At 34.2% G+C, this 19,862-nt stretch carries 17 protein-coding genes and 1 pseudogene; 6 read left to right on the top strand and 12 right to left on the bottom strand.

Annotation, left to right across the window (positions count from 1 at the left end; genetic code table 11):
• Positions 1-232: 232 nt before the first annotated feature.
• On the bottom strand, positions 233-883 hold the full coding sequence (locus WAK81_RS00285) for a sugar transferase (RefSeq protein WP_422195212.1): 651 nt from the start codon (positions 881-883) through the stop codon (positions 233-235).
• Between the two features lie 913 nt (positions 884-1,796).
• Here WAK81_RS00285 and WAK81_RS00280 point away from each other — a divergent pair.
• Together WAK81_RS00280 and WAK81_RS00275 are read left to right on the top strand one after the other, a co-directional pair.
• Complete coding sequence (locus WAK81_RS00280) at positions 1,797-2,174, top strand: helix-turn-helix domain-containing protein (RefSeq protein WP_422195203.1); 378 nt, start codon at positions 1,797-1,799, stop codon at positions 2,172-2,174.
• Positions 2,175-2,292: 118 nt separating this feature from the next.
• Positions 2,293-2,721, top strand: a pseudogene (locus tag WAK81_RS00275) (transposase); the annotation flags it as partial.
• Positions 2,722-2,817: 96 nt separating this feature from the next.
• Here WAK81_RS00275 and WAK81_RS00270 read toward each other — a convergent pair.
• The 11 genes from WAK81_RS00270 to rfbB form a co-directional block, all read right to left on the bottom strand.
• Positions 2,818-3,771, bottom strand: a complete 954-nt coding sequence (locus tag WAK81_RS00270) for a GNAT family N-acetyltransferase (protein WP_422195202.1) — start codon at positions 3,769-3,771, stop codon at positions 2,818-2,820.
• Between the two features lie 104 nt (positions 3,772-3,875).
• Complete coding sequence (locus WAK81_RS00265) at positions 3,876-5,024, bottom strand: glycosyltransferase family 4 protein (protein WP_422195211.1); 1,149 nt, start codon at positions 5,022-5,024, stop codon at positions 3,876-3,878.
• Positions 5,024-5,890: a glycosyltransferase family 2 protein gene (locus WAK81_RS00260; protein WP_422195201.1), complete on the bottom strand. Its 867-nt coding sequence runs from the start codon at positions 5,888-5,890 to the stop codon at positions 5,024-5,026. Before WAK81_RS00260 ends, WAK81_RS00265 begins: the two co-directional genes overlap by 1 nt.
• Positions 5,891-5,892: 2 nt before the next feature.
• Positions 5,893-7,035 (bottom strand): hypothetical protein, encoded by a 1,143-nt coding sequence (locus WAK81_RS00255; protein ID WP_422195200.1) that lies wholly within the window; start codon positions 7,033-7,035, stop codon positions 5,893-5,895.
• A gap of 150 nt (positions 7,036-7,185) precedes the next feature.
• Positions 7,186-8,073 (bottom strand): glycosyltransferase family 2 protein, encoded by an 888-nt coding sequence (locus WAK81_RS00250; protein ID WP_422195199.1) that lies wholly within the window; start codon positions 8,071-8,073, stop codon positions 7,186-7,188.
• Between the two features lie 13 nt (positions 8,074-8,086).
• Positions 8,087-9,331: an O-antigen translocase gene (locus tag WAK81_RS00245; RefSeq protein ID WP_422195198.1), complete on the bottom strand. Its 1,245-nt coding sequence runs from the start codon at positions 9,329-9,331 to the stop codon at positions 8,087-8,089.
• Positions 9,332-10,447, bottom strand: coding sequence for a DegT/DnrJ/EryC1/StrS family aminotransferase (locus tag WAK81_RS00240; RefSeq protein ID WP_422195197.1), 1,116 nt, complete (start codon positions 10,445-10,447; stop codon positions 9,332-9,334). It lies immediately after the preceding gene.
• A 96-nt stretch (positions 10,448-10,543) separates the two neighbouring features.
• Positions 10,544-11,635, bottom strand: a complete 1,092-nt coding sequence (locus WAK81_RS00235) for an acyltransferase family protein (protein WP_422195196.1) — start codon at positions 11,633-11,635, stop codon at positions 10,544-10,546.
• A 116-nt stretch (positions 11,636-11,751) separates the two neighbouring features.
• Positions 11,752-12,165 carry a sugar 3,4-ketoisomerase gene (locus WAK81_RS00230; RefSeq protein WP_422195195.1) on the bottom strand — a complete coding sequence of 138 codons (414 nt, stop codon included), beginning with the start codon at positions 12,163-12,165 and terminating at the stop codon, positions 11,752-11,754.
• A gap of 5 nt (positions 12,166-12,170) precedes the next feature.
• Positions 12,171-13,046, bottom strand: coding sequence for a glucose-1-phosphate thymidylyltransferase RfbA (gene rfbA, locus WAK81_RS00225; protein WP_422195194.1), 876 nt, complete (start codon positions 13,044-13,046; stop codon positions 12,171-12,173).
• A complete protein-coding gene (gene rfbB, locus WAK81_RS00220) occupies positions 13,046-14,104 on the bottom strand; it encodes a dTDP-glucose 4,6-dehydratase (RefSeq protein WP_422195210.1) in 1,059 nt (352 codons plus the stop codon). Before rfbB ends, rfbA begins: the two co-directional genes overlap by 1 nt.
• A 740-nt stretch (positions 14,105-14,844) precedes the next feature.
• On the opposite strand from rfbB, the gene WAK81_RS00215 reads away from it, so the two are divergent.
• The 4 genes from WAK81_RS00215 to WAK81_RS00200 all read left to right on the top strand — a co-directional run.
• Positions 14,845-15,921: a polysaccharide biosynthesis/export family protein gene (locus WAK81_RS00215; RefSeq protein ID WP_422195193.1), complete on the top strand. Its 1,077-nt coding sequence runs from the start codon at positions 14,845-14,847 to the stop codon at positions 15,919-15,921.
• 250 nt (positions 15,922-16,171) lie between these two features.
• Entirely contained in the window at positions 16,172-18,355 is a 2,184-nt protein-coding gene (locus WAK81_RS00210; protein WP_422195192.1) for a polysaccharide biosynthesis tyrosine autokinase, read from the top strand.
• Positions 18,356-18,521: 166 nt separating this feature from the next.
• Positions 18,522-19,226: an FKBP-type peptidyl-prolyl cis-trans isomerase gene (locus WAK81_RS00205; RefSeq protein WP_422195191.1), complete on the top strand. Its 705-nt coding sequence runs from the start codon at positions 18,522-18,524 to the stop codon at positions 19,224-19,226.
• Positions 19,227-19,275: 49 nt separating this feature from the next.
• Positions 19,276-19,862 (top strand): FKBP-type peptidyl-prolyl cis-trans isomerase N-terminal domain-containing protein (locus WAK81_RS00200; RefSeq protein ID WP_422195190.1); only part of this gene is annotated, 587 nt, incomplete at its 3' end.

The raw sequence follows: 19,862 nt of genomic DNA, 5'->3' as shown, positions 1-19,862 counted from the left end.
TTGCTCAAATATAAATCAAGAACTGTGATTAAATATAATTAATCATAATAAGCTTAAATATGAGTTATTCTTCTCTGAAAAAACTATCGCATATTCAACTCGCTTAAATTTTAATAATACTAGACAAACAATTTGACTCCTAAGATTCAATATTGTTTTGAAACGCAACCCTTCTTCAGCAGGAAGTGGACGCTTAAACCAGTGACTGCAAGAAGCATTTTTATTAATCGTATTATTTTACTTCTTTCGTAAATAAAGGAGTTTCAGGCATATTTTTTCTGGAAAACCGCACAGCACCCACTTCCTGATCAGGAGCATTAATTCCCTCTTGACTCAACATTACCTTAGCCGTTTTAAACATGATTTTAAAATCCAGCCACATATTGTACTGTTCAACATATTGCACATCTAGTTCAAATTTTTCTTCCCAGGATAAATTATTGCGTCCACTGACCTGAGCAAGCCCTGTCATACCAGGTTTTACTTCATGTCGTCTCATTTGCTCATCAGTATAATGTTGCAAAAACTCTTTCATTTGAGGCCGGGGTCCGACAATACTCATATCTCCTTTCAAAACATTCATGAGCTGTGGCATTTCATCTAAACTGCTAGAGCGTAACTTTTGTCCAAATGGAGTAATACGAAATTTATCTGGTAAAGGATTACCCTCCTTATCTACTGCATTACTCATAGAACGGAATTTGATCATTTTAAATACTTTACCATTTTTACCAGGTCGTTCTTGATAAAAGAAAATAGGCGAACCCAAATTTTTTCGTACTTTATAAGCGATGATAATAAAAACCGGGAATAATATAAGCAAAGCCATGAATGCAATCACTATATCAACCACCCGCTTAGATACCTCCCCTTTACTCCTCATTAAATCAGCAACAGAATAAAAATAAATTTGAGGCGTGAAAGATTCTTTTGATATCAAATTATCTTTATGCACAAAATGTCTATATTTTATTTTACCCATTTTATCTAATTGATCTTTTTTTGAAGAAAATTTTATTATTTTACTTTTACACTCTCCTTTATTTTTAGAATATTTTTTTAATAAAATATTATTTTCCCTACTAAATAAAGGCTTATATATTAAAATAGTATTTTCTTCATTATTCTTGATCTTAGCTTTTTCTTTTTTTAGATACATTAATAAACACCTCGATATGTCTATTTTTTATTAATCATATCAAGGGTTTTATTTCTTAAGTAGCAATATATTTTAGATGAAATTATCAACCTAAAAGTAATCTTATATTAATATTTTTTTATTAAAACCTTAATTTAAATATTATAAATGAAAATTTATTTGATATTGCAATAAAATCTTTGTTCTCCTATCAATAAAATAAGCTATTTCGTGAATGATTAGCACTTAATAGTATCCAGTAAATATCCTCAATAAATATAGAAAAGTAGCGGTAATTTTTTTAAATAAAAATTCATAAAATACAACACAGCTCACACTAAAAAAAATGTGACAAAATGTGATCTAACCTAGAATATTGTGATAAAAAGCACAATTTTCTTTCCTCCACAAACAAAATTAACAGCCTCTAGGATTTTATTGCATAGACCTATAGCACTCATAAATCAATGAAATTATGATAAAAAATTATAGAGATTCGAATGGTGTGTGTTTTTAAGCTTTGATCATCTATATCACTCAGGCATTTCAATTTTGGATACACATCTGCATGCTGATGTTGTTAGGTTTTCATACACCGTCATCTATAGATAAAAATTAAATATAAGCTACAATATAAAAAATACTAAATGTTAAGCTAATGCCAAAAACATATTCTGTCGATCTACGTGAAAAAGTCATGCAGTTTTATAAAGAAACGCAGCATAAATCTAAGACATGTGAGCTATTTGATATTGCAAGAACAACTTTGGATGATTGGATTCTTTTAGAAAAACAAACGGGACAGCTTAAGCAGCCTAAATCTGAAAATGTAGGGCGACCATCGTGTATCCACGATTTAAATGCTTTCAAATCTTTCATTGAGACCACACAATTCTCACAAGCGAAGGATTTAGTCCCATTATTTGAAGCACATTTTGGTTATGCCGTGGGCTATCATGTGATTCTAAAAGCACTCAATCAATTGGGATGGACACGTAAAAAAAGAGTTTTCTCTACAGACAAGCATGCAAAATAAGTCGAGCTGTCTTTCAATAGCTACTACCTCAATTAAAAGAAGAATATGGCGAAGATCAAATTCTGTATATTGATGAGTCAGGCATCAATAGCAATGAAACAGCTGAAAATATGGTTGGTCTCAAAGAGGACAACATTGTACTGCTTTAAAAGCAGGTGGGCATAGAACTCGGTTCAGTATGATCAGTGCAGTAAAATCAAATACACCTTTTAAGTTTGTTGCATCTTTAGTCTTCCAAGGTTCTTGTGATCGCAGTGTTTTTACACATTGGCTTGAATATTTGCTAGAAAGTTTAAAAGAAGCAAGTCATGGTCAAGTTCGAAAGTATTTATTAGTTTTAGATAATGCTTCGATTCATAAAGGTAGAGAAACTGATACTCTAGTTGCTCAGCATCACTCCTGAATATTTTACTTACCTGCATATAGTCCAGATTTCAATCCTATTGAGAAAGCATTGTTTGTACTGAAGAATAAAGTGAGACAGATCGTATCACAGCAGAATATATCGGTTTTAAATGCGCTCGATATTGCTTTCAAAGAAATGTAGCCTATATTTAACCTTTATCTATAACTGCAGGCTTATTCAATAAATCATGATACGATTAAATAAGCCCATAATTATATGGTTTGTAGAACGGAGTATTTATAGATCTATATTATAATAATCATGTACAATTGCACGAGCACCAAATCTTTCTTTTTGATTAATTAACCCTGTATTTAAAAACTTCCCTTCATTTTCATTGGAAGTACCAAAGTCAAATATTTTAGCAGATTTTTTACTATTATTTATTAAAAAATCAAGCAGATAGTCTAATACTTTTTTCTCTCTACCCTTATCATTACTGGCCAAATACTGAGTATGAACCACTCTCTCAGTTTCAAAAGTTACTGCTGCTGCAACTATATGTCCATCAAGACAGCACTTATAAGCTCTTATATTATTAGGAAATCTACTTTTCAATAAATCTATTTCAATTTCATTATGTACAGGTTGTTGATTATGATGCTGACGTAATACTTCACGAAGGACCCCCCAAACAATACTAGGCTGATCTACTTCTTCACAAATAATCCCATTTTTTTTGAGCTTCTTAATTGATCTTTTTTTACTTTCTGAATATGAATATTCTTCCTCTAAATCAATACAAACGCTAATATCTCTACGATAAAGGTTTGCATGATTTCTAAATAAAGCATATAAGTCTTCTTGCGCTGGATAATTATGATAAATACTTGGAATACATTTATATATAATTTTTTCAATATTTTTTTCTTTAAAAAAAATCTTTAATTGAGTAAAGAGTTCAAGCATATCAGCAGCATGTACCCCTCTATCAATCAAAAACCCACCAAAGGTTAGACCTTGATGACTATAAAAAATATTATTTTTAATATTTCCAGGCAATAAAGCCATAATTTTCTCTTCATCATTTTTAAATATTAGAGAGAAATCTTCAAAACGATCAGAATGATACTCCATGAAATCCCGATTAAACATAAAGTGATAATTTTTACATTTTAATAAAAATTCATTCCACATAATTTTATCTGAATCTTCGTATTTTTTTATTTGAAAGCTTATATCTTCGCCCATTACAATCTCCTGTATAATTTAAATATTCTCTACTTATTATTTTTAAGTTAAATTTAATCAAAATTATTTTTATAAATAAAAATATTATTGAATAATTTCTAAGTCTAATTCATTCCTAATATTTGCAATAATCTATGATTTATATGATCAGCATTAAAATTTTTTTTAGCATATAAAAAGCCTTGATACCCCATTTTATTTACTTGTTCAGGATATTCTATGAAATAAATCATTTTCTTTACTAAGGCGTTTACATCCCATTTAGGAATTAGGAAACCCGTAACACCATCTACCACAGTTTCATTACAGCCAGATACATCAGTAGTAATCACTGGTCTTCCTATAGCCATTGCTTCTTGTGTACTACGAGGTACGCCCTCACGGTAATAGGAGGGTAATACAAAAACTGCACTCTCACGTATTCTTTGATCCACATCTTTAACGAAGCCAGCGTATTCTATAATTCCTGTTTTTATCAATTGATCTAATTGTGCCTGCTTTAAACCAGTTGGGTTTTCAGGATCCAATCCACCTATAATTTTAAATGTTATATCAGGATATTTTTCTTTAACTATTCGAGCAGCTTCTAAATATTCAAATATACCCTTTTCAGCAATTAACCTGGCAATAAAGATAAAAGATAAATTTTTCTCGGTATCCCATTTCGTATAGGCATACTCTTTTAAATTAAGGCCAATTGGTCCTAAGACTTCAATTGCATTATTTTTATGAGGAAGATTATAACGATGTACTAGATCTTTAGGATCATCGCGATTAAGAAAAATAATTTTATCTAAATATGGAAAAACAAGCCGATAAAGAGAGATTTGCACAAAACGTATGAATTTAGCTTTCAAACTTTGACCATGTTTGTGAATGGTAAAAGGTGAACCTAATCCTTCAATCATGCCATAGATACAAGGAACCTTCATCTTATATGCAGCCAAAGTTGCATAAATAACCGGTTTAGTTGAATATGAAAATACAATATCTGGTTGAATTTCTTTTATTTTTTTTATTAACTGATAAGTTGACTGCAAATCAGCCAATGGGTTTAATCCACCACGACTCAGTTTATAGGTCACGAGCGTAACCCCTAAACTTTGTATTTTAGCCAACCAATCATTATTATATTCAGACACAAAAGCATAAACTTGATAATTCTTTGCTAAACAGGACAAAATGAAATCTTTACGAAAGCCATAAAGATTAGATGCTGTTGTCCCAATGATAATAATTTTCCTAGAGATCATTATTTTATACACTCTATGAGTTCTAATTGTGAAGCATAAAAATTTTTATCCTGATCAGAGACAGATGTAATCCTGCGTATTTGTAGAACTTGCATTAAATTCAGAAAATTTAATATTCTTACTATAATTTTTTTGATTTCAAATTTTAAAATAATTTTATTCTTCTCTATATCAGAGATAATATTCTTATAGTATTTTTTAATCACTTCAATCTGGGTATTATAACCACGGATCATTTTTTCTTTTTTTACATTTTCTACTTCTCTGTAAAAATATAAGGGTTCTTGCATAACCACATAATTAAAATCATTTTTTATAGCTGCTGATAGCCATAATTCATAATCTTCAGCTAAGCAGTTATTTTCCTGATAAGGATTTCTTTGACACCACGCCTTACGCGCAAGAAGTGATGGATGCAGTAAATTAGTCAGACCTTGCAAAATTTCTTTGGGTTGCATCTGGTGGTTAGAAAAAATTCTTTTTCCTAAAATTTCATTTTTATTTCCAATGGAATACAGGCTGGTTACCACTAAATCAATCTGTGGATTTTCATTCAAGACTTTAACCTGTTTTTCCAGTCGGTCTACTGCCATTAGATCATCTGCATCCATACGTGCGATAAAGTCATGTTTTGCTTCATTAATAATCTGATTTAAGCGATAAGGCAATCTTCTGTTGTAACCGTCAGAAATAATACGGATTCGAGGATCAGCAAATGATCCGGCTATCTCTAAAGACCGGTCTGTTGATCCATCATCTACCAATATTAGCTCCCAGTTCTGAAAAGTTTGAGCCAGTACGGACTTAATCGCATCTTCCAGGTATTTTTCAGCATTAAAAAATGGAATCCCTATAGAAATGTACATATTTATTCTTCCTTATTATTATTTGAAAATAGTAAAAAAGCCGCCAATAAAAACCAGAAAATAAGCGTTCTTGCACTATAAGTAGTAAACCCGTATAACATTGGTCCTAATAATATCATCTTGTTTGAAAGTGACAGTTTCTTGAATATTTGATATAAAAATATTAAAAATAAGGATATGCCTACAATTCCATAATAAAACAAGATACCCAACCAGGTTGAATGAATTTCATTTCCTGTGGGGTTATATAACCAGTGGGCACCTTGTCCCGCCCCAAAAATCAAATATTGAGGATAATCAAAAAAACTAAAAAGACCGCGTCCTTCTACTTGGCTATCTCTTTGATCTAACCCTTCTATAAATCGTAATACAACACTATCAAAAACCCCCATGTTATATAAAAAATAGCTTAAAACACCAAAAAAAACTACGGTTCCAAAGAATACGAATATTCTTTTATTGAGGTTTCCTTTTTGGCTAAATATAAATCCTAGAGTTAGCATTAAAAAGCCAATTGAAGCAGATCTTGACATGGTCAATAAAATCAGAAATAAGGCCAAAGAATAAACGATTATTTTTTTAAAGTTGCTTCCAGAAATATATAAATAAATTGCACAAGTACTTAGCACCCAAAATGCCATTTGATTAGGATCATTAAAAAGACCATTGTATCGGGGTTCAAAATCATAACGACCCAAGTTACTTGCCCAGATAATAATTTCAACGACATAGGAAAAAGGAATAAGAAATAATAGTTTTTCATGGAAAAAGTTTATCTGAACCTGGTTCAAGTTCATCATTAATAAAAAGAATAATAAATTGAAGACCCAGTAAACAGTCGACATCATATAACTGGAATCTAGAACCACTAAATACCAGGCAAAATTTACACAAATTGCATATGCAACAAATAATAAAATTATATTCGAGTATTCAATATTTATTTTAGAACTTTTATTAAATAATAATAGAATAGCCCCCATAATAAAAATGTGACTAAACTGCGGAACCCCACTTGACCAAAAATAAAACTGAGATAAAAAAAATGAAAACAATACAAGGTATATAACCACTTTATCTCTTATATTACTGTCACTTAAAAAAATAATGTTATTTTTTGAATTACTCTCATTTAAAATAATCATTATCCATTCCTTTTATATTATCTAGTGCTTCACTCGAAGCATAAGAACTGATTAATATTTTGTATTATTAATTTTATTTTTTATTTAATATAGTTAAAAATGTTGATATCTTCTTAAAATTAATAATATTTATCAAACTTAATTTTTTTATTAAAAATCTTTTTTAATGAACAACCAGTAAAAAAACCTGAAAAAATCATATGTCAAAATTTCAGATGGATATTCTCTCAAAATTCTTAGCATTTTTTCTAATGATTTCTTTTTGGAAAACAGCCCCAACTCAAATGCATTTATCCATAAAGCTCTTTTTTTTGCTTTATTAAATAGAATATGATTTTGGTACTCATTTAAAATCATCATTCTTGAATCATGCATAAGGGCCGTTTGCTTATGCATATTATTATCATGTAGCCTATATTTAGCAAATACGACAGGAAGGTAACATAGCTCCCCTTCTTGTGCTAAAAGCAACCACATATACCAGTCTTCGATTTTTACTTCAGCATCATAGCCACCAATTTTTTTCAAAGCGCTTGATCGAATCAGCTGGGTCGTGGCTGGCAAATCATGTTCTAATAATAAAATTTGTTCAAAGTTATAACTTTGTCTTTTTTTAACCCTATTTTTTACAAGATTAGAATCATTATCAATAACTGCCACTCCTCCAAATACTGCGATACAATTTTTGTTCTGGTTTAAAAATTCTGATTGTATTTTTATTTTATCTTTTAAGATTATATCATCTGAAGCCAGAGAAGAAAAATATTCTCCCTGTGTCCATTCTAATGCTTCATTCAAGGTTGCACTCAAGCCCTTATTAGGTCGATGTCGAAACTCAAACCGGGTGAACCGTTTTTCACAGAGCGGAATCAATTCTTGTATTTTTTCTACTGAAGAATCTGTAGATCCATCATCAATGACAATTAACTCAATATTGTGATAAGACTGGTCAATGACACTCCGGATACTGTCACATACGAATCTCTCATGATTATAACTTGGTATAATGATGGAAACTAAAGATTGCTCAATTATCATATTATATCTCTCTTTATTTTAATTGTTTAAATATAAATAAACTGATTACTATCCAATACATCCCATAATTTATTAGGTGGGCAATTGAAACACCTTTAAATCCAAAAAACTGGGTACATACATAGGTTAAAGCAATAAGGGATAAGGTAAATATAATTTCTGTAGAAATGTACAGTTTGGTCATTGCTTTGCTTAGCATTAAATAGGCTAGTATCCAACTTCCTATTTTTAGTGCATCACCCATCATTTGCCAAAAGAACAAGTCCTGCATGGGTGCGAAAGATGGAGTGAATAGTAAATTAATAATCCAATCGCGTAGTACGAAAACAATAATTCCTCCCACTACAGTCAGTGGAAAAAGAAATTTATAGCCCAAATAAACTTCTTTCTTAATTTCATCAATCTTATTTAGCTCTGATAATCGGGGTAAGTAATACACTCCCAATGTTGTCGTGACCAGCATAAGGTATACAGTGCTTAGCCGGATCATCGCTTCCCAGTAACCTGCATATGCCAGACTAAACTCCTGGGTTAAATATGCTCTAATCAACATTTGAGACAGAGGTACACAAATCGCACTCACTAATGCCATGAGAATAAATGAGCTAAATTTTTTAGTAATTTCTAGGTCTATTTTTCCTAGGAGAGATGAAAACTTAAACCAGTTCGCTCTATAACATAGAAATAACGTCACTATAAATGCAATAGACTGATAAATGGATAATGCAACTAAAGCTCCATATAAATGCAACTTAATTGCCAGCACACTCGTGATAATAAGAGCAAATAAACTACCTGCAATATTTGCAAGCACTAATTTTAATATTTCTTTTTTTCCATTTAATATCGCTAAAAACAGTGTATTAAAATTGAAAAATATCAAAAAAACTGCAAACCATATAAAAACTGTCTGGTATTTAAGTGAATGGAAAATATAAAGGGAGAGTTGTCCTTGAAAAATTAATATTAGAAACGCGAAAATCAGACTAAACAGAAAAACAATACTACCTGCAGTTTTCCAAATTGCACGTTGTTTACTTTCATCCTCATGATATTCGGCTGTATATTTTACGACTGCGGTATTAATTGCACTCCCCGCAAAAGTAGTCACCATTTGAATAAAATTCTGGAACTGTCCTATCGCTGCATATCCAGTGGGTCCTAGATATACAGCTAAAATTTTATTCAGTACAAACATGGTGATGGTCTTAATCAAAACTGCCACGCCATTGAGTACACTGGTCGTAAGTAAATTCATCTATGCTTGAAAACCATTACATAACTGAACAACCTGCTTTGCCTCATCAATAGATAAAGTCGGTCCAATCGGCAAGCTCAAGACCTCAGCATGAATTTGTTCTGAAATTGGTAAACTGAAATTATTCCACTCCTGATAAGCTTGCTGCTTATGCGGTGGAATCGGATAATGAATCAATGTCTGTACCCCGTGCTCTGCCAAATGTTTTTGTAATTGTTCCCGATGTTGAGTTCGGATCACAAATAAATGCCAAACATGCTGTGTATCAGTTTCGGCATTTATATTTGTGAGTGGAAGCTCAATCGCTGAATTCTGAATTTCTTTTAAATAAAGATCTGCAATATGACGACGATACTGGTTCTCCTGATCTAAAAATTTCAGTTTCACATTCAAGATTGCCGCCTGAATTTCATCAAGGCGACTATTTACTCCAGGCACCAGATTTTTATATTTTTCGTGTGAGCCATAATTACGTATAGCCTTAAGCATATGAGCTAACTCGGAATCATTGGTGGTAATCGCCCCGGCATCCCCTAGCGCGCCCAAGTTTTTACCCGGATAAAAACTGAAGCCTGAGGCATCTCCCCAACTGCCTGCTTTTTTACCATCTATTTCAGCACCATGGGCTTGTGCTGAATCCTCTAAGACCAGTAAATTGTATTTCTTGGCAATGACCATAATTTCTGGCATTGCAGCAAGCTGTCCATATAAATGAACGGGCAAAATCGCCTTTGTTTTGGTGGTGATAGCTGCTTCAATTTTTTTAGCATCAATATTAAAAGTATGAATATCCGGTTCGACCAACACCGGTTTTAGATTATTCTGTGAAATAGCCAAAATACTCGCAATATAGGTATTTGAAGGTACAATGACTTCATCTCCTTCATTCAGTTTCCCCAATTCCTTCCACGCACGCAGAGTCAGAATAAGCGCATCCAACCCATTGGCAACACCTATGGCATACTGTGTTCCACAATAATCCGCAAATTTTCTTTCAAAATTTTCTACTTCTTGGCCACTGATATACCAGCCAGAATCAATGACCTGTGTACAAGCTGCTAAAAGTTTGTCGCGGTATTGAGCATTTATCGCTTTTAGGTCAAGAAAAGGAATCATTCTTATCAATCTCATATAAAAATTTATTATTTATTTTTTAATTTTACGTTCATCAAAATTAATATAATGATATTAATTAAAGTAAAAAATACAATATTATTTATTAAGTTCATAACTCTTCGTTTTAAAACTTGGCTCTAATAAAAATTTCTTCATTTTTCTATTTAGAGGCTTTTCAATATACTTATACATTATAAAACTAGCTATTAAAGTCACAATAAATATAACCAATGAAAAAAACATTAAATCTATATTAAACGAAAACATTCTTCTAATATAATTTAGAACCTGTATCTCCAAAACATGTAATAAATAAAAAGAAAAAATAATCTCTCCTGCTAATATCATATATTTATTTGACAAGAATTTGGTAATAATACTTTTTTCCTGAGAAACATGAGACAATGCAAAAACAAGAATAATTGCTGACATAGGTAGCCAATAGTAAATGGAGTATCTATAACTTATATCTATCTTATTATGGAACACAAAAAATAAAACAAAAAGCAAAATTGCTGCTAATTCAAATATAAAAGTAGGTATCTCTATTTTAGAATAAACAACTTTTATTTTCTCATAAAGATCAAATAGTATAATACCTAGTAAAAAATCAGAAAAACGTACAAATGGTGAAATATACAACCAGTAGTGATCCTGATTTTTATCAAGCTGCGTATTTAGAAGTAAAATACCTACAAGATATAAAATAAATATATAAGTTCTTATTTTTTCAGACATTAAAAATGCAAATGGAAAAAGTAGATAAAAGAACAATTCGTCAGAAATACTCCAGGAAGGAGAATTTAATGAAAAATGAATATTTTCTTCTAAAAAAAAGCTTTGTATCAGAAAAATGTGTTGAATTAAGTACTCCCACCCTTTTCCAGATTGAATAAAGGTTAATAGGAGTACAAGTGCCGTAGTCGCAATATGTACTGGATACACTCTTGCTAAACGAGAAATATAAAACTCTTTTTTTGAAATATTTCCTATAAGAAATTTTTCTTTATAATTATAGGATAAAATAAATCCGCTTAATATAAAGAAAAAACTGACACCTAAAAATCCTTCATCAAAGATACTGTTAAAAATATTTACATAATTTGTATCATTTTTTAGAAAGGCCAAATGACTAAGAAAAACAAAGAGTGCAAAAAACATACGCAATGATGTAAGTGGTTTAATCATCTCATACATCTCCTTAATATTTATTATTATTTAAAATTCTATTTTCTGAAGCTTCTCTATTAACAAAAGCCATCATACTCATGAGTTATTTTTCATAATTTTAATTATCTAACTATCTATTCAATAAAAGCCTTATCTGCTTCTTCTAAAAACTGGTCATAGTTACGGATATAATCACTTTCATCATAGTGATCACTTGCCAATACCAACAATATGCAATCTTCTGAAAAATCATGCATCTCATGCCAAACCATTGGCGGGATAAATAATCCTTTATTAGACTGACCTATTAAGACCTCTTGTTTTTCTTTGCCATTATTCATCAGCATTTTGCAACTGCCTTGAATGCAAAAAGCAATTTGTTGAAGCTCTTTATGTGCATGAAATCCACGAGGAACATCAGGCTGAGCACCGAAAATATAATAGAGCCTCTGTATACTAAAAGGAACATTCCGATTGGCTTCAGCGACTACCAAGCTGCCACGATGATCTCCCAAATTAGGTAATTCTATCCACTCGATGAGATTCATAGTTATTACCCCACTAAAGAAATCAGATATTGGCCATAGCCATTTTTATTCATTGTTTGACCAATCGCTAAAACTTCCTCTCTGCTCAACCAGCCATTATTCAGTGCAATTTCTTCCAGACAGGCAACTTTATAACCCTGACGTTTTTCAATAGTTTCTACAAATTGAGCTGCTTCAAGCAGGCTGCCCTGTGTACCCGTATCTAACCAGGCAAATCCACGGCCTAACAATTCAACATTTAAATCACCGCGCTCCAGATACGCCTGGTTAATTGAAGTAATCTCTAACTCTCCTCGTTCAGATGGTTCTACTTGTTTGGCAATTTGAATCACATCATTATCATAGAAATACAGGCCCGTCACAGCGAAGTTAGATTTAGGATTTTTTGGTTTTTCTTCAATTGACATAACACGTTGCTGTTCATCAAATTCTACAACACCAAAGCGTTCAGGATCTTTCACCTGATAGCCAAATACAGTTGCTCCTTTTTGCCGTGCTGCAGCCTGGCGTAGCATAGGGGTAAAACCTTGCCCGTAAAAAATATTATCGCCCAGCACCAAACATACATTGCTTTGGCCAATAAATTTTTCGCCCAGGATAAAGGCTTGTGCTAAACCATCAGGACGAGGTTGAATCGCATAATTCAGTTCCATGCCAAACTGTGAGCCATCTCCTAATAAACGCTTAAATCCCTCAATATCCTCCGGAGTACTAATGATAAGAACTTCACTAATACCGGCTAACATCAGTACAGATAATGGGTAATAAACCATTGGTTTGTCATAAATCGGAAGTAGCTGTTTCGAGATTCCTTTAGTAATCGGATGCAAACGTGTGCCCGAACCGCCTGCTAAAATAATCCCCTTTGTTGTTTTTGACATTATACTGCCTCCCCTAAACGTTCACGCTGATAAGAACCATCCTGCACGCGACGACACCATTGCAGATTATCCAGATACCACTGCACAGTTTTACGGATACCGGTCTCGAATGACTCTTGTGGCTTCCACCCCAGTTCCCGCTCAATTTTTGAAGCATCAATGGCATAGCGCAAATCATGTCCAGGCCGATCCTTAACAAAGGTGATTAAGCTTTCATAGCTTTGCCCATTCAATTGTGGTTTTAATTCATCTAAAATCTGACAAATGGTTTTAACCACTTCTATATTTTGTTTTTCATTCCATCCACCAATATTATAGGTCTCACCCACTACACCCTGAGTCGCAACTTGATATAAAGCACGAGCATGGTCTTCAACATAAAGCCAGTCACGAATCTGCTGACCATTTCCATAGACCGGTAATGGTCTGCCTTCCAAAGCATTTAAGATCATCAAAGGAATCAGTTTTTCAGGAAAATGATAAGGTCCATAATTATTCGAACAGTTCGTAACAACCACCGGCAAACCATAGGTTCTATGCCAGGCCCGAACTAAATGATCTGAACTGGCTTTACTTGCCGAATAGGGCGAACTTGGTAAATAAGGGGTAGTTTCAGTGAATAGATCAGTTGTGTCTTCTAAGTCGCCATATACTTCATCTGTTGAAATATGATGGAATTTGAATCTAGATTTTTTAATTTCAGCCAAATTTTGCCAATACTTTCGTGCAACCTCTAATAATGTATAGGTACCGACGATATTTGTACTTATAAATTCAGCCGGACCATCGATGGAACGGTCCACATGAGATTCTGCCGCCAAATGCATGACCACATCTGGCTCAAAGTCTGAAAATAATCGTGCTAAAGATAGATGATCACAAATATCAGTTTGAGCGAATTGATAACGAGGGTGATCCAATACAGAAACTAATGACTCCAAGTTACCTGCATAAGTTAACTTATCAACATTTAAAACATGATGTTCAGTCTCTTTAATGATATGCCGAATGACAGCAGATCCAATAAAACCAGCCCCACCGGTCACTAATATTTTCATCACCATTTTTAGCGTCCTTTAATATTTTTATTTTACTTTTCACAAATTATTTTTAATGTATTGCTGCCTTCTGGGCATATCTATTTTTATTGATTTGTTCATAAGATATATTAATTTTATTACACAAACCACTTATAAAAAAGTAGATACTTAAATGTGGTTACATTTTATAAGTTTAATTAATTTTTTAGAACTCATCTAATCCTATATAGCCATCAATCTTTTATGTATCTTTCAACTAATATTGATTTAATATTCATCAAAAATTTTCTACTAATATTTTAATTAACAAAGCCTTATTTTAATTCTTTTAAATTATTTTTTCTTATAAATCATTTAAATTTTATTTAAATTTAATAAAAATCAATGATCTAAAAAACCTTTAGATTAGATAAAAATTATATAAAAATACTTTCCTATATTGAGTATGATTATGCTCTTAATCTTTTCAATTACATCATCTATTACAAAATAACAATTGGAAACAATTAATCCTTATTCTAAGACTTAAGTAATTCGCTATATCTCTACAGCTTGTTTAATCAAGGTTTCACGTCCATTTTCGCCCATCTTTTCGCAGTATCTTTTTTCAAACTTATTAAATTGACTTAAAAATAGCTATAGACAAGGTATGTGATCTATTATATTTTTTAGATGTTAATCACATAAATCGAATTAAAAAAATTAATAATTATTAATAAATACCAATTCTGAACATATAAAAATAAAGGGGGTTTCAAGTGAACTATAGACACCTTTTAGGTATTTTTACCTTAAGCCTATCTCTAGTTGGATGTGCAGCAATATCCGGCTTTCAAACATATGATTTACCAAAAGAAGGAATCTATCAAACTGAACTAGGAACTCCAGTCAACCTGATAAAATTGAATCAGGACACCCTGCCTGTATTGCAGTCTGCTCAAACCCATAATCTTAGTCATTATGCTGCTTTATTTCAGACTGAGGTGCAGGATTACCGTTTGAATCCAAGTGATATTTTATCCTTTCAATTATGGGCCTATCCTGAAATTAGCGCCGTTCCTACAGCAAGTGATAATAACAACGGCTACCAAATTGACCGAAATGGTTATATCCACTTTCCATTCATTGGCCGTTATAAAGCAGCTGGAAAAACCCTTCCGCAAGTGAATCAGGAAGTACGACGTCAATTAATTCCCTACTTAAACAGCCCGGATGTGGTGGTGAGAGTCATTTCCTATCAGGGACAACGCTATTCAGTGGTCGGTAATGTAAAATCGGCTGGTCAATTTTACTTGTCTGATCAACCAGTAAGTGTTTATACGGCGCTCGGTTTGGCGGGTGGTATTAATGAGCAAGGTGACTCTACTTCGATTCAACTTGTGCGTCAGAGTGTAACCTATGACCTGAATACCATTGCACTGGAAAAGGCTGGATATTCCTTGCATAAGCTATTGATTCAACCGAATGACACTCTTTATATCAGTCCTCGTGAAAATCAGAAGATCTATGTCATGGGTGAGGCCAGTGCCAATAAGCCCTTACCACTACGTGACCAAGGTATGACTCTCGCTGATGTATTGGGGGAAAGTGAAGGCATTAACCCCTATTCCGCGAATTCTAGCCGGATTTATGTCTTACGTGGCAATCCAGACAATCAGATGACTGAAATATACCACTTAAGTCTAAAAAATCTTGGAGATTTTGGCCTGGCGAAACAGTTCAAAATGCGTAGCAATGATATTGTCTATGTTGATGCCACAGGTCTGACCCGTTGGGAACGCGTTGTTAGCCAGATTCTTCCATTTTCATATGTCGCTGATTCGGCTATACGATAGGTAATTTAGCTATAGTACTAGGTGCTTAATACTAAATATGAAACAGACACAATAAGAACTGTCTTCTTCTGATCATCATTAAAATATCTGGCCTTATGCGGGTTAAATATTTCAAGAAAGGACAATAAAACCAAAATATATAGGATTCTTTCTCAGAAAAGCAGCAAGTCTTTGATTGTTTTTTATAATTTTATTTAAGAATATATCATCGACTGGAAAAATCACTTTTAAACTTTTAGATAGTAAAATTATGAACAAAAATAACAATACCGAAAATATGATTGACCTAAAAGGGGTGTTCTTTTCCTTGCTCTCGCAATGGAAGCTCATTCTCTTATGTGGTTTGCTTAGCCTGATGGCAGTGTTGCTGTACATGCGTACCGCAGCCATTAACTATAAGGTGGATGCAATCGTTCAGGTCGAAGAAAATAGAGGGGCATCAGCTGCCTTATTAGGCAGCTTGTCAAGTATTATTAGTCAGATGTCTTCATCAAATGCTGAGATTGAGGTTTTAAAATCACGCACGATTCTTGAATCAGTGATTGATCGTTTAAATCTAGATCTCCATATTGCGAGCACTGAAGACTCTTTTATCAATCGTCTCATTTACGGCAGAAATTCCCAAACCGAATATCAACCCGAAATTGTACGCTTTAAAGAAGGTCAAAAAAGCTTTGATATCCGTCAGTTTGAAGTTCCCGTAGCGTACCAGGATAAAAATCTCCTACTGAAGTTTCAACCACAGAGCTTTAGCTTGATCAATCCAGCTACAGAGGAAATTGTCTTTCAAGGGCCACTTAACCAGGCCGTTCAAGGCAAAGCTGCACAGGGAGATTGGAAAGTTGCCATCTTTACTCAGGATAAGCTAGATAACAGCTATCGGGTACAAAAACTCTCATTACCAACAGCGATTGATTCTATTCTTGCCAATTATTCAGTGACAGAAAAAGGCGAACTGAGTGGAGTTCTGCAGCTTCGCTATCAGGGTCAAGATAAACAGCATATCACTAAGGTCCTGAACACGATTTTAGCGATTTATAGCCAGCATAATATTACGCGCCGTTCAACAGAAACAGCGCAGACACTGGCGTTTCTGGATGAGCAATTACCGGATTTAAAGAAACAGCTTGATAATGCAGAATTTGCTTTTAACCAGTTCCGTCAACGACATAATACAGTTGATATCGCTAAAGAATCTGAATTGTATTTAAATCAGAGCGTCACCTTAGAAACGCAAAAAGTCTTACTTGAACAGAGACAGGCAGAAATAGCTGCCAAATATGCAGCACTACATCCAGCCATGCGAGAAATTACTGCTCAACTTCGTGTGATCAATGGCAAGATTCGTGAACTGAATACAACACTCAAAAATATTCCAGAGATACAACGCCAATATTTGCAACTGTCACGCGAAGTCGAAGTCAAACAGCAACTGTATACCAACCTGGTAAATTCATACCAACAACTGCGTGTTGCTAAAGCGGGTGAAATTGGCAATGTACATATCATTGATACCGCACTTGAACCGATTGACCAGGTGCAACAGAAAACACCACTGATTCTGTTCCTAGCCTTTTGGTTTGGTATTTTTGTGGGAATCTTGGTTGCATTATTCCGCAATATGCTGCGTTCTGGTGTGAAAGATAGCAGTCAAATAGAATATCAACTAGAGCTTCCAGTGTATGCGAATATTGCACACTCTCCGAGTCAGAAACCTGGGCTAAAACTACTCAAAAAGAAAAAGATTCCTTTTGTATTAGCCCTTAAACATAGCGATGATATTGCGATCGAAAGCTTGCGAAGCATACGTACAGCGAGTCATTTCGCCCTAAGCCAAGCCAAGAACAACATCATCATGATTTCAGGTCCAGCACCAAAAGTCGGGAAATCATTTGTTTCTAGCAACCTGGCAGTCATCATGGCGGAAAAAAACAAACGCGTATTGGTGATTGATGCTGACTTACGTCGTGGTCATATCCACAAATATTTTGATCTGGATAATCAACATGGATTAACTGAATACCTGAATGAGCAAATTACATTAGAACAGGTGGTACAAAACACCCATGTTCCGAACCTAAATGTAATCACCTGTGGTGAAAGTTCAGCAAATCCTTCGGAACTTCTTAATTCACTACGCTTCAAGGAATTACTACAATCTCTGATTCCGCACTATGACCATATCATTATTGATACACCACCTGTATTGGCTGTTACGGATGCGATTATCGTATCTCAATATGTTGGACTCAATTTAGTTGTAGCGCGCTATGCAAAAACACAAATGAAGGAGCTAGAGCTTACATTAAACCGTTTTAAACAAGCCGGTAGTATCGTAAATGGCTTTATCCTGAATGATATTCAGCGTTCAGCCGGGGGGAGCTATAGTTATGATTACATTTATAGTTATAAGTCTAGAGAACAAAATAGCTGATCCCATTTAGATAAAAAAACCAGCCATTGCTGGTTTTTTTATCTCTTTAAACTTCAACACAACTGCGATGTCCGCTTGCTAAAAAACCACCCATTCTGCAAGATTTCTCAAAATTTTCTGCTAAGATGGAATGAACCTCAACGATAACATTAGATTGGAATAATACATGAGTAAGGCCTTACCGATTGCTGTCGCTGTTCTTTTAGGCGGTGCCGCGCTAGTACCTGTTTACTATGCAACTCAAAACCCAGCTGCTCAAACCACAAAAGCATCTAAAGATGCCTCTGCTGTTTCTAAAATTAGCTATGCACTCGGTTATGAAGTCGCTCATCAAACTCCACCTGAGCTGGATATTAACAGCTTTGTGACAGGCGTTCGCGAAGGTCATGCCCGTACTGCCCCTGCTTATACTGAAGAAGAATTACAAGCAGCTTATGAGCAGTTCCAAAAAGAAATGCAGCAGAAGCAAGTCGACAGTGCCAAGCAGGCTCAAACCTCAAGTGATACTTTTCTGGCTGAAAATGCCAAAAAAGCTGGGGTAAAAACTACAGCATCTGGTTTGCAATATTTAGTGACCAAAGAAGGTACAGGCAAACAGCCTGCAGCAACTTCAATTGTAAAAGTACATTACACAGGGAAACTTGTTGATGGTACCGTGTTTGACAGTTCGGTTGAACGTGGCGAGCCGATTGAGTTCCCACTCAATCAGGTGATTCCAGGCTGGACCGAAGGTCTGCAACTAATAAAAGAAGGCGGTAAAGCAACCCTTTATATCCCATCTAAACTCGGTTATGGCGAACAGGGCGTACCAGGAACTATTCCTCCTAACAGCACTTTGATTTTTGATGTGGAACTGATCGAAGTCAAATAATCCACGAATAAGGAGAGCATTGTGCTCTCCTTTATTTTGAGAAATGATAATGAAAATACAAATAAGCTTGCTGGTTTTACTGCTAAGTTCTGGCAGTCTTTTTGCCAAAGACATCACCACTAAAAGTTCTGAAGCAGAACAGGTGGGTTACAGCTTTGGTTATCTGATGGGAAAAAGTAATGCAGACTCTTTACAAGGTATTGATCTAGATGCCTTCAGTGCCGGGTTAAAAGCGGCAGCTGCCGGAAAACAGGCAACTTTAAGTGATGAAGAGATGGCGCAGGTCTTGACCCAGTTTAAACGTCAAAGTGAAGCCAAAGAGCTGATTACCCTGAAAAAGCAGGCGGATGAAAATGCCAAGATTGGTCAGGCTTTTCTGACTGAAAATGCAAAAAAACCGGGGATAAAAACCACAAAATCAGGTTTGCAATATCAAATTCTTCAGGAAGGAAAAGGTAAATCGCCGAGCGCAAATAGTAATGTCCGCGTACATTATGAAGGCCGTTTGATCGATGGTACGGTTTTTGACAGCTCGATTGCCCGTAATCAGCCCGTGGTGTTTCGTACCACCCAGGTCATTACCGGCTGGACCGAAGGTTTACAGCTGATGAAAGAAGGTGCCAAATATCGTTTCTT

Source organism: Acinetobacter sp. (assembly GCF_049284435.1).
Lineage (GTDB): Bacteria > Pseudomonadota > Gammaproteobacteria > Pseudomonadales > Moraxellaceae > Acinetobacter.
This window is presented reverse-complemented; position numbering and strand designations above follow the sequence as displayed.